This is a genomic window from Methylophaga sp. UBA3613 (assembly GCF_002375415.1).
Classification (GTDB): domain Bacteria; phylum Pseudomonadota; class Gammaproteobacteria; order Nitrosococcales; family Methylophagaceae; genus Methylophaga.
Genome location: NZ_DFLS01000005.1, coordinates 23818 through 36297, shown reverse-complemented (window position 1 = coordinate 36297; position 12480 = coordinate 23818). Strand labels below are relative to the sequence as shown.

Annotated in this window: 10 protein-coding genes and 1 riboswitch; of the genes, 1 reads left to right on the top strand and 9 read right to left on the bottom strand. The window is 46.9% G+C overall.

The features are described 5' to 3' along the window. Window positions 1-40: 40 nt before the first annotated feature. A complete protein-coding gene (locus B3S93_RS05155) occupies window positions 41-421 on the top strand; it encodes a nuclear transport factor 2 family protein (RefSeq protein WP_292400573.1) in 381 nt (126 codons plus the stop codon). 9 nt (window positions 422-430) lie between these two features. On the opposite strand, the gene ppnN is transcribed toward B3S93_RS05155, so the two are convergent. The 9 genes from ppnN to ssb form a co-directional block, all read right to left on the bottom strand. Then, complete coding sequence (ppnN, locus tag B3S93_RS05150) at window positions 431-1792, bottom strand: nucleotide 5'-monophosphate nucleosidase PpnN (RefSeq protein WP_292400570.1); 1362 nt, start codon at window positions 1790-1792, stop codon at window positions 431-433. A 160-nt stretch (window positions 1793-1952) separates the two neighbouring features. Beyond that, the gene (gene atzF, locus B3S93_RS05145; protein WP_292400567.1) at window positions 1953-3746 is read right to left on the bottom strand and encodes an allophanate hydrolase; all 1794 of its coding nucleotides are present in this window, start codon (window positions 3744-3746) and stop codon (window positions 1953-1955) included. Next, the gene (gene uca / locus B3S93_RS05140; RefSeq protein WP_292400564.1) at window positions 3746-7342 is read right to left on the bottom strand and encodes an urea carboxylase; all 3597 of its coding nucleotides are present in this window, start codon (window positions 7340-7342) and stop codon (window positions 3746-3748) included. The genes atzF and uca overlap by 1 nt, the downstream gene beginning before the upstream one ends. Before the next feature lie 87 nt (window positions 7343-7429). After that, window positions 7430-8068, bottom strand: a complete 639-nt coding sequence (locus B3S93_RS05135) for an urea amidolyase associated protein UAAP2 (protein WP_292354632.1) — start codon at window positions 8066-8068, stop codon at window positions 7430-7432. Between the two features lie 20 nt (window positions 8069-8088). Next, on the bottom strand, window positions 8089-8829 hold the full coding sequence (locus B3S93_RS05130) for an urea amidolyase associated protein UAAP1 (protein WP_292400562.1): 741 nt from the start codon (window positions 8827-8829) through the stop codon (window positions 8089-8091). 41 nt (window positions 8830-8870) lie between these two features. Beyond that, window positions 8871-9608: an ABC transporter ATP-binding protein gene (locus B3S93_RS05125; protein ID WP_292748479.1), complete on the bottom strand. Its 738-nt coding sequence runs from the start codon at window positions 9606-9608 to the stop codon at window positions 8871-8873. Continuing rightward, window positions 9605-10432: an ABC transporter permease gene (locus tag B3S93_RS05120; RefSeq protein ID WP_292748477.1), complete on the bottom strand. Its 828-nt coding sequence runs from the start codon at window positions 10430-10432 to the stop codon at window positions 9605-9607. The genes B3S93_RS05125 and B3S93_RS05120 overlap by 4 nt, the downstream gene beginning before the upstream one ends. A 24-nt stretch (window positions 10433-10456) precedes the next feature. After that, window positions 10457-11524: a putative urea ABC transporter substrate-binding protein gene (locus B3S93_RS05115; RefSeq protein WP_292748475.1), complete on the bottom strand. Its 1068-nt coding sequence runs from the start codon at window positions 11522-11524 to the stop codon at window positions 10457-10459. 60 nt (window positions 11525-11584) lie between these two features. Then, window positions 11585-11685, bottom strand: a riboswitch (guanidine-I (ykkC/yxkD leader). A gap of 268 nt (window positions 11686-11953) precedes the next feature. Beyond that, entirely contained in the window at window positions 11954-12454 is a 501-nt protein-coding gene (ssb, locus tag B3S93_RS05110; RefSeq protein WP_292400553.1) for a single-stranded DNA-binding protein, read from the bottom strand. Window positions 12455-12480: the final 26 nt, after the last annotated feature.

The following is a 12480-nucleotide window of genomic DNA, read 5'->3' as shown; positions in this document are numbered from 1 at the left end:
TGCTATGTTGACTGCTTGAATCAACAACAAGGAGTTAATTATGTCGAATAGCGCTATTTCAATCGATGATTACGAGGCCATTAGCAAACTGATTCAGCATTATATTGATGGTGCTGTGGCAGGCCGTGGTGAACTTATGAAACCGGCATTTCATCAGGATGCCACTATTTACGGTTATGTTGGTCCGGATTTATTTGCCGGTCCCATTCAGGGCTTGTATGACTGGAATGATGAAAATGGTCCAGCCAAAGACATGAAATCAAAAATTACCCATATCGATGTGGTTGGAACGGCAGCCAGTGTCAGACTCGAATCAGATAATTGGACCGGTCACCGCTTTACTGATTTTTTTAATTTATTGAAAATTGATGGCAAGTGGCAGGTGATGAATAAAGTTTTTCATCTGCATGATGAAATCTGAGCTGCTGGATTAATCCAGCAGCTTGTAACACGGTTTGTAAGCATTTTCGTCCTGTCCCAGTTTCATACGTTTTTCACGAACAAAGATACGTAACAAGTCATCGATGGCTCGCATTAAATCCGGATCGCCGTTAATGATGTAAGGGCCATGTTTGGCTACTTCGCGAATACCAAACGCTTTTACATTACCGGCAACAATCCCGGAAAACGCCGAACGTAAATTGCTGGCCAGTTCATGACCTGGCATATCGGGATATAACCGCAGAGATGCCATATTTTCATGGGTAGGAATAAACGGCTGTTGCAGCATCGGATCGATGTGCAGTTGCCAATTGAAATAATAGGCATCCTGCGATTCACGACGGGCAAGATGTACCTGATCCACGGAATCACGAATGATTTGGCCCACAGTGGCGGGCTCGCCAATGACGATTTGATATAGTTCAGCCACCTTATCACCCAGACAACGGCGCAGGAATTTATCCAGTGTCTCGAAATAGTCACGGCAGGATTCGGGGCCGGCAAACACCAGCGGAATACCTTGTTTGTTTTCCGGGTGCAGCAAAATGCTTAGCAGGTAGAAAATTTCCTCGACCGTACCAACGCCACCTGGGAACACAATAAAACTGTGACCGAGACGTACAAATGCTTCCAGCCGCTTTTCAATATCCGGCATGATCACCAGTTCATTAACGATGGCATTGGGTGATTCTGAGGCAATAATACCGGGTTCACTAATACCGATATAACGACCGTTTTTGAATTGTTGCTTGGCATGGCCCACCGCCGCACCTTTCATCGGGCCTTTCATCGCGCCAATACCGCAACCGGTAATGATATCGAGACTTCTTAGTCCCAGTTCGTAACCCACATGTTTAGCGTAATCATATTCTTCACGGGGAATCGAATGCCCCCCCCAGCACACCACCAGATTTGGTGTCATATTTGGCTTGATGGCATCTGCGTTACGCAGAATCATAAACACGCTATCGGTAATCTGTCCTGATGTCGGTGAAGTTTGCCGGGCAAGAATTTTGAAATCGGTATAGATAATATCGCGCAACGCCGATGACAAATGCTCCTGAATACCGCGAATGATTTTATCGTCGACAAAAGACTGTGCCGGGGCATTTTTGATTTCTAACACCACACCACGTGATTGCGGCACCAGTTTGATATCGAAATCTGCATAGGTATGAAAGATTTGCTCGGCATCATCTTGATGACTGTCGGTATTTAAAATCGCTAGAGCGCAATCGCGAAATAATCGATGCAAATCTTCGCTGGTATTGCTGATGCGTTGGATTTCTTCCTGAGAGAGCAGATTTAAGGTTCTTAATGGGCGAATCGTGGTGTATTGGATTTTGTTCATAGACTTCTATAGATAAAAAAGGCGAGCTAACATACTCCCACTGTTGTGATTGGGAATCAATGGAATAGTCGATGCCCGTTGAAATAGCGGCCAGTATTTTTGCTGCAGAAAAACCGAGCCGGATGTTTTCCGACCCGGTTTGTTTTAAACATGAAGCGACTTATAGCTGCTGAACGTAAGCCCGCCAGCCTTTAAGATGACTGATATCGGTGGCATTGGGGATGGCATAAGGCTCACAGATAAAGCCTGCATACCATTGCTGATCCGCCAGTTGCACCTTGCCAATACCTAATGGGGCAGGGATCCCAGCGACAAAAGAGCCAAAGCTGGCAGTGGGTAATTCCCATAACTCGACTTCAATCGCTTCCCCTTGTTGTTCATCTCTGACCAGTCCTGGTCGGGCTGGTGGTCCGCCGGGGAGTGCATAAAGTCGGTAATCTGTAGTGGTTTGTGTGGCGCGTATTAACTTGCCGCCACGCTCCCGCAATTGCCAATTGAGTGGTTGTCCCTCCAGATGTGCTCCACAGACAACGACCTTTATTCGATGCATAACCCCGGCGTTTAACGCTTGAGATTCAGCCAGCGGCAACGAGGTTGCTCCGAGCGGTAAGTTCAATGTTTGTTGCAATCGATTGGCATAAGACAATAAGCGGGTATCACTGAAAGCTCTGGAAAACAGTGTCACGCCAAACGGTAACCCGTTTGAGTTGAAACCTGCTGGAACGGCAACTGCGCTGCAATCGAGCAGATTCATAAAGTTGGTGTAATAACCCAGCTGGCTATTAAGTTTAATTGGTTCGGCCTGAACCTCTTTGATTTTGTAAATCGTGCCAGTGGTTGGTGTCAGAATAAAATCAACGTTTTCCAGTACCGGGGTGACCTGCTGTTTGCAGTGCTGTAGTTGGTACTCGGCACTAAACAAATCCTCGGCTGAAGCGGTGTTATTGCTATCGAGAATGTGTTGTAAAACCAGCAGCATGTCTTCACGTTTAACATTGGCAGTGGCAAGACGTCGTTCAGCCACCCACGGGCCTTCGTATAACAATCTGGCTGCCGTCAGAAACGGCTCAAAATCAATTTCATGACAGATGCCGCCAAGTTTTTTCAGCGTTTCAACCGAGTTATAAAAGCCTTGTTCATTTTCCTGGTCGCCAAAAAACGCTAATTGTCCAGCTTGCGGAATGGCGAAGTTAAAGGATTCATCTTTAATTTGGCCATAATTTCGCCGATTGGTATCTTTATTGTGTCGGGAGTAATCATCTTTCGCATCAAATGCTGCAGCCACTTCAAATACCCGGTTTGCATCGTCGGTGGTCAGGCTGAAGATAGACACACAATCCAGGCTTTTACAGGCAGGCACTACGCCGTGATTACTGAGCAAACCACGCGAAGGTTTTAAGCCAATAAGATTGTTAAATGCAGCCGGTACCCGACCAGAGCCAGCAGTATCGGTGCCCAGCGAAAAACTCACCAGCCCCAATGCGACCGCTACCGCAGAACCTGAACTTGAACCGCCGGAAATATACTCTGGATCAAAACTGTTCTGGCAGGCGCCCCATTTATCCGGGGAACGTACACCGACCAGCCCGGTAGCAAACTGATCCATATTGGTTTTGCCAATCGGAATCGCCCCGGCATTAATCAGTAACTCCACTACATGAGCGGATTGCTCTGCTGTATAGCGATAGGCCTCGCAGCCAGCAGTGACATCGACACCGGCTAATTCAATATTGTCCTTTATCGCAAATGGAATTCCGTACAACGGCAATTTATCAGGTGATTGGCCGATTAAATTGTCCAGATAAGGTTGGATGGCTTCGCGGGATAACAGGGTTATCCAGATATTTCGATCCGTATACGTGGCGGCGCGTTTCAGCACTTCATCAATCAGTTTATGCGGAGACAGCGTGCCATCACGATAAGCCTGATGGATGGCATCAATGGTCATATCCATTATTCCACCTCCCCGGAAATAACGACCAGACGATCACCCATGCCAACTTGCGCGCCGGCCTGTCGTTTAATTTCTGTGACGGTACCGGCTTGAGTCGCGGTTATCTGGATCTCCATTTTCATCGCTTCCAGAATCATCAATACATCGCCTTCTTGTACGGATGAACCGATTTCCACTTCCACTTTCCACACACTGCAGTTGAGTGGACTATCAACGGAAATAGCATTTTCCGGTAGCGGCGCACTTTCCTCCTCAATGATCTGCGGTTCATTACCACTATCAAAATGTAAAAGACCCTCACGTTTCCAATGTTCCAGCTCTTCTTCAAAGGCGTGTTCACGCTGGCGGGTAAAGCTGTCAATCGACACTTTATGTTCGGTTATAAACTGGTTGTAGCGTTTGAGATTGAAGGTGGTTTCTTCTATCTTCAGTGGATAATTGCCTTGCGGAAAATCACGACGGATCTGCACCAGTTCATCGTGAGTGACTTCATAAAACTTGATTTGATCAAAAAACCGTAACAACCAGGGTTTGGTGAATTCAGTGGTTTTCAGATAGCGATTCCACATCTGCAGGGTCCGACCGATAAACTGGTAACCACCTGGTCCTTCCATGCCATAAACGCACAGATAGGAACCACCGATACCAACGGAGTTTTCGGCAGTCCAGGTACGGGCAGGGTTATATTTAGTGGTGACCAGACGGTGTCTTGGATCCATTGGTGTTGCCACCGGCGCGCCCAGATAGACGTCACCTAGGCCCATCACCAGATAACTAGCCTCAAACACAATACGCTTCACTTCATCGACCGAGCTCAGCCCATTAATACGGCGGATAAATTCAATATTATCCGGGCACCAGGGCGCGTTATGCCGCACCGATTGCATGTATTTCTGGATGGCTTGCTGGCAGGCTTCGTCATTCCAGGAAATGGGTAAGTGCACGATACGTGCAGGCACATCCATCTCTTCGATATTGCTGATCTCCTGTTCGGCATGTTTGAGAATACCGACCAGGGTTTCCAGAGAAATTTGCATACCATCGTAGTGAATCTGCAGTGAACGGATGCCGGGTGTCAGTTCATGTAATCCTTTGATATTTTGTTGCTGTAACCACAACATCAACGCATGCACTTTAAAACGCAGATTGATATCCAGTTTCAGTTCACCATATTCGACCAGCAGATAATGATCGCCCGCCAACCGGTAGCAGACATCGATACCCGTTTCCGGTGACACCAGCGTGTCATAGATGGGTGAGCCAATTTCTGTGGGGATGACTTCAACAGGTTGCTGTGACAGTTGAGCAAGCGATTCCTGCTGAGCTCGCTCCATGGCTCTGGCGGTTGCTATCGACACTGGAATAAAACGCACCGTATCACCGGCTTTTAATTGGCCTATTTTCCACAGTTCTGCCGTGATAACGGTGGCGGGACAGACAAAGCCCCCTAATGACGGTCCATCGGGTCCAAGAATAATTGGCATATCGCCAGTGAAATCAATGGTGCCGACTGCATAAGCATTATCGTGAATATTGGAAGGATGTAAGCCCGCTTCACCGCCGGTATTTCTGGCCCATTCCGGACGTGGCCCAATCAGTCTTATGCCTGTTCGGCTGGAGTTATAGTGAATTTTCCAGTCAGCGGCAAAAAACGTTTCTATATCCTGTTCGGTAAAGAAATCCGGCGCGCCATGTGGGCCGTAAATGACCTTAATCTCCCAGTGAGTGGTGATTTGCGGAATTAATTCGGCAGGTGTTGTTGTTAAATCAACTGCCGCTGTTTCGTCTGATAAATGAAGAACATCGCCGGTTTTTAACGTGCGACCAACATGTCCGCCAAATTGACCCAGGGTAAAGGTGGATCGTGAACCAAGATAATTCGGGCATTGAATACCACCGGCGACCAGCAGATAAGTTCTTGTACCGGCGGCTTTGATTTGACCCAATGTTAGCTTGTCGCCGCTAGACACTGAATAAATTTGCCAGCAATCAATCGGCTCGCCATTGAGTTTGGCCTCAATGGTGGCGCCGGTAATGATAATTTGGCTGCTGCAGTTAAACACCAGTTCGGGGCCGCTCAGCGTGATTTCTAATCCGGCACAGTCTTCGGTATTGCCAAGCAGACGATTACCCAACCGGAAAGACCAGTTGTCATAAGGGCCGGAAGGCGGAATGCCAATATCCCAATAACCTTGCCGGCCGGGATAATCCTGTACTGTGGTCATGGTGCCCGGCGATAACACGCTGAAAGTATTGGGGTAATAGACAAAGCTGTCCAGATAACGGGTGGTAATGCTGGCGGATAAAAAGGCCGCATCATTCAAAATATGGCTGAGATAGTCGGTATTGGTTTCAATACCGTAGATGCTGATTTTTTTCAGTGCTGAAAGCAGTTTTGCATGCGCTGTTTCGCGTGATTCGGCATAGCTGATGACTTTGGCCAGCATCGGATCAAAAAACGGCGAGATTTCAATGCCGGGTTTAATCCAGTGATCAATACGTAAATCTGACAGTTCAGGAAATTCTACTTCGGTTAACAGACCGGCTGATGGCTGGAATTTTTTGAATGGATCTTCGGCATACAAGCGTACCTGTATGGCATGGCCATGAGGTTTAGGCGCTTCAGCAGGCAGTGTACTTTCCTGAGCACCGACTTCAATCATCCAGCGAACCAGATCCACCTGATAAATGGCTTCGGTTACACCATGCTCAACCTGCAACCGGGTGTTAACCTCCAGAAAATAAAAATCATGTGACTGGGCATCGTAGACAAATTCCACGGTACCGGCACTGCGGTAATGGACAGCAGCCATCAGCCGGACGGAAACCTCATGCATAGACTGACGAACGTTGTCTGGAATATTCGGCGCAGGCGCTTCTTCGATAACTTTCTGATTACGTCGCTGACTGGAGCAATCCCGATCCCCCAGTGCCAGCACATGACCCTGACCATCGCCGATTATCTGTACTTCAATATGCCGGGCCTGGGTGATAAATTTTTCGATAAACACGCCATCATTGGAAAAATTATTGGCGCCCAGCCGTTTGACGGAATTGAAAGCATTTTTCAGTTCATCTTCGGTATCACAACGACTCATGCCGATACCACCACCGCCGGCGGTGGATTTCAGCATCACCGGATAACCAATGGTCTGAGCAATAGCTAGCGCCTGTTCAATATTCTCAAGTAATTCTGAACCTGGCAATAACGGCACATCGTTTTGCTGAGCCAGCGCTCTGGCACTGTGTTTCAGACCAAAGGCTTCCATCTGTTCCGGTGTGGGCCCCAGAAATACCAGATTACTGGCTTCACAAAGTCGTGCAAAGTTGGAGTTTTCACTCAAAAAACCATAACCGGGATGAATCGCTTCGGCACCGGTTTCTCTGGCAATTTCGAGAATGCGTTGTTGATTCAGATAAGTGTCTGCAGCGCGGCCTTCTCCAAGCGAAAAGGCTTCATCGGCAGAACTGACATGTAATGAGTCACGATCGGCTTCGGCATAGATGGCGACAGCCTGAATACCCATTTGCTGCAGTGTGCGAATAATTCTGGTGGCAATAGCCCCGCGGTTGGCAATTAAAATCTTCTTGAACATGGTTTTATCATCTCAAGGTGTGGGTCGTCCCACTGATAACCGGCGCGTTTCAAGTCGTCTTAAAACACGTTATTACTGTGTGAATCATCAATCCCAGATGTAAAGACCTATCGGTGTCGGGTTGTAGGCGTTACAAGGGTTATTAAGCTGAGGACAATTAGAAATCAACACAATGACATCCATTTCAGCCTGCATTTCAACGTATTTACCGGCTTCAGAAATACCGTCTGCAAAGGTCAACCCACCTTGTTTAGTGACCGGTACATTCATAAAAAAATTGATGTTATGAGTGATATCGCGTTTGCTGATGCCGAACTGTTCGTTTTCGGCAACAGCCAACATCCAGCTGTCCCGACAGGCATGCATGGTTTTCTTTTCCAGTGCGTATCGCACGGTGTTGGATTCCGTAGCACAGGCTCCGCCCAGGGTATCGTGACGACCGCAGGTGTCGGCGGTAATGGTTAACATGGGATTTCCCATATTGGTCAGTAAGGTGGTGCCGGCAGTCAGGTAAACATTTTTTTGTTCGCGAATGGTATCTATCGCGCTGTAGCGTTCAGCAGGATCAGCAACACTATAGAACAATGTATCTGCTGCCTGATTTCCATGTAAATCGACAATGCGCAACGTCTGGTTTTTCAGCAGCGGTTGCATCCAATAATCACCGGCCAGTACTTCTTCGTAACGGGCTGCCTGATTAATATTCAAATGACTTTCTTTAATCACGATCTGTTTGTCCTTTTTCGTTAATGATGACCACACAGGTGATAGAGACGATTGTTTTCAAAACCACGCTGGTTTTCGGCACAGGCATTCAGGCACAGATCGTCTTCAGTGAGGGCGGCAGCATTTCGAATTTGATAGATAACCGGTTTTTTCGGATAGGTCGCTGCCGTGTTCATCGGATGTGGGCAGGTGTGGAACAGCACCAGGGTATCCATTTCAAAGCGCAGATCCACATAATCACCGGCTTTACTGTGGTTTTCGACATAGCTCATATTGCCCAGATCATCTGTTTTGATACTGCTAAACAAATTAAGATTGGCTGCCATATCGCGTTTATTCAGACCATATTTGGCCAATTCGACTAAAAAGGCCTGTTCACCACTGATGGTCCAATCATTTCGAAACTGCTGGTAATTTTTGATGCCCCATTTTTCCTCCAACGCAGCATTGGTCAGATTGCCACCCACGGTATCGTGCCAGCCAAGCGTATCTTCTGTAATTGAGCAAAAGATGCGGCCCATATCAGAATAAAGGCAATGGCCTTTGGTAAGTTTGAAGGTATGCTGACATTTCAAGGTGTCGGGAGCGTTGTAGCGTTCCAGCGTATTCTCCGGGTTGTAAAACAACATGCCGACATTGGCGCCGCCTTCCTGGTCAATCAGCCGCAGGATGGTGCCTTTTCGCATCAGCATTGACCAGTGAGATCCACCTGGAAGCGTGTCTTGATATAAAACGTCTTTGTCTTGGGTAATTTCAGTCATTGTTTATAGCCTGTTGTGTCATCAACGTATCTTGAAAATCATTATTGATTTGTTTTTTTGGAACGTCCTACCGGTATGTCATAAGTGATAGATGCCCCATAGCGATTAGGCTGATCCGGATCATGTCGCTGTTTATCAAAGACCAGCAGTTGGGTGCCCAGGGAGAAACCTTCGGAGAGATCATGGGTGATCATAAATATCGTGATATTGGTCTCGCGCCATATCTCCAGAATCAACTCATGCATATCGGATCGAATACCCGGATCCAGTGCACCGAAGGGTTCATCCAGTAACAGAATTTGTGGCTGTTTAATTAAGGCCTGAGCGATTGCCAGCCGTTGTTGCATACCACCTGACAATTCGCTGGGATATTTGGTTAAAGCGTGGTCGAGACCGACCTTTTCCAACAACGCGATCGCCCGTTCACGAATAGCCTGACGTTTTTTGCCAAAGCAGCGTCCCAGTAAAGGGGATTCCTTCAGTTCCTCACCCAGCATCACGTTTTCAACTACGTTAAGGTGGGAAAATACCGAGTATTTCTGAAACACGATGCCACGATCAGCACCCGGTTCATTGGCTATTGGTTTACCGTTTAACAGCAATTCACCTCGCGTGGGTTGCTCAGTGCCCAACAGCATTTTCAGAAAAGTGGTTTTGCCACAACCTGATGCACCCACCAGCGTGACAAATTCGCCAGCTTTGACATCAATATTGATATTTTCCAGCACAATATTGTCGCCGTATTCCTTCCACAGATTTTTGATCTTGATATCGTTCATTTGTTTTCCCCCTGGTCGGTCGAATGCCAGGGGAAGACGCTTTTTGACAGGCGTCTTAGCAGGTAATCCATCAAAAAGGCCAACAGAGTGATCCACACCACATAAGGCAAAATGATGTCCATCGACATATAGCGTCGAACCAGAAAAATGCGGTAGCCCAGTCCTTCGGTGGCAGAAATGGCTTCTGCCGCAATCAGAAATAACCAGGCTGATCCCAGACTCAAGCGAACGGCATCAATCAGCTTGGGTAACACTTGAGGTAATACCACACGAAGAATCAGTTGCCAGCTGTTGGCGCCCAATGTCTGGGCTTTAATGATGATTTCATGCGGTAATGCCATCACCCTGAGTTGTACGTCGCGGATCAGAAAGGGCGTGATGCCGAGCACAATCAGCATCACTTTGGAGAGTTCACCCAACCCGAATATAATGAACAATATTGGCAAAATGGCTAAAGGTGGCACCAGTGAAATGATGGTTATCACCGGTGCTATCCCAGCTCTGACCAATGGAATAATGCCGACCAGAATGCCGATAATCAGACCGGTCAAAGCACTTATGCCGACACCGAGTCCTAGTCTTTGCAGGCTGGCAGCAGTATCCGCCCACAGTACATAATCACCGGTACGCTTGTTGGGCTCAAATGCCAGATAAGACACCGCATCGATAAAAGACTGCATTGATGGCATCAACTTATCATTCGGATTAATTGCCAGACGTTCACTGGAAAAGTAAAAATAAACAATCCCAATAACAACGAATGGCAATAGACCCAGCAAACATTTTCCTAGAGTACCTGGACGCTGATTGATCAGTCTCTTCACGAGAAACTCCCTGTGTTTCTTAACCTAAAGGGCGTTATCCGCAGCCATTTTCATGAAACTGGAATCAAATCTGAGTTTGACGTTGTTTTTATCACCTGCCACGTCACCATCAGGATAGGCAATACCGATAAAATCGGCATCCATCGCGCCATCGCCTAACAGACCATGATCAAATGAGAAGTCAGTAATGTGTTTCATCGTTGCTTGCAGCTGATCGCTGTTGGCAAAACTGACCGCTTCAGCGGCTGTGTAGAACATGTTAGTTGCATCCAGCTGTGCTTGATAGCCTGCCAGATCGGTTCCTGATGCTTCAGCCATCATCGTTAAGGCTTCTTCATCACCTGCTTGCATTTTGGCCATGATTTCATACCAGGCGCCGGTTAACGCTTTACCAAAAGCCGGATTAGCTTCTAGCGTTTCTGTATTCACTACTAACAGGTCGATGATTTCGCCCGGGATATCAGAGGAATCAAATACCTTGGTTGTATCAGGAATAGCAGTGATTTCTGACAGTAATGGATTCCAGGTGACTGTAGAGGTGACATCCGATGCATTAAATACGCCTACCAGATCGGCATCTGAGGTGTTGACTACGGTCACATCGCGTTCACTCATATCGACGCTATCCAAAGCACGCGCTAACAGGTAATGCGAAACGGATAATTCGACCAGATTGACCCGTTGACCTTTAATATCAGCAAGCTTTTTATCTGCGCCTTTCAGCACGATGCCATCATTACCGTTGGAAAAGTCACCGATGATTAAGGCTGTACTATCCACACCACCCGCAGCAGGAATGGTCAGGGCATCCATATTGGTCATGGTGCAACCATCAAACTGGCCAGCGGTATATTGATTAATAGACTCGATGTAATCGTTGATCTGCACGACATCTATTTCGATATCGTATTTATCGGCCCACTTTTTAACGATGCCTGCATTGTCAGCGTAATCCCATGGCATCCAGCCAGCATAAATTGTCCAGGCAATACTGAATTTATCTTTGGTTTCAGCGTGTGCTGCTAATGGGGAAATAATAAAAGAGAGTGAAAGCAGCAAAACGCTGCCGATGCGGTAAAAAGTGCGCTTCATTTTGGTAGTACCTCACAGCTTAGTTTAAGAACACGATGAAAGAGATGTTTTATTCAAACAATCTCCCGGGCTTTTATCCCTCCGTGTAACCTTCGCTGTGAAGGTCGGTCACTCTCGGTCCAGACGTTATTTACATAACCGGAACCCTAGAGACCCTATTGCTGTTCTTTTGGTGTGATAAAAACACCTCTAACACGCTGCAGTTGTAAACGCAGGATCCAGGCCAACTTCATAAAGTGTTTAGATATTAATTAAAAACAATAGCTTGACTTGTTTTTAGGTTACGACAGTAAATGTTTGTTGCACCAGAATTGTGCGAATTTAAATTATAATGCTCAATTATGGAGCGGTTGGAGCAGTTTTATCTGATCATTTTTCCAAAAAAAAAGCCCCTATTTCAGGGGCCTTTTTGTAGGTTTCTGCTAATGATTAGAACGGAATATCATCATCGTAATAATCCGCTTCGCCGCCTGAACCATAATCCGGACCCGCAGATGCTGAAGCAGGTTGTGGATTGTTGTAGTTACTTTTCGCTGCTGGTTGAGAAGAGCGATTTTGGTTGTAATCCTGATTATCGTTGCTTCCTCCACCACCCGCACCTTTGCTGTCCAGCATGGTCATTTCATTACCAACGATTTCGGTGGTGTATTGATCCTGACCTTGCTGGTTTTGCCATTTACGGGTCTGAATACGACCTTCAATATAGACTTGTGAGCCTTTACGCAGATATTGCTGAGCGATTTCACCCAGTTTATTGCGTAACACGACACGATGCCATTCGGTACGTTCCTGGCGCTCACCGGTTTGTTTGTCACGCCAGCTTTCTGAGGTCGCAATCCGCAAATTACAGATCGAACCACCATTAGGAAATGCCCGGCTTTCAGGATCGACCCCGAGTCTGCCAACCAGAATAACTTTGTTTACTGACATGGTGAATTCCTTTACTAATTCAAATT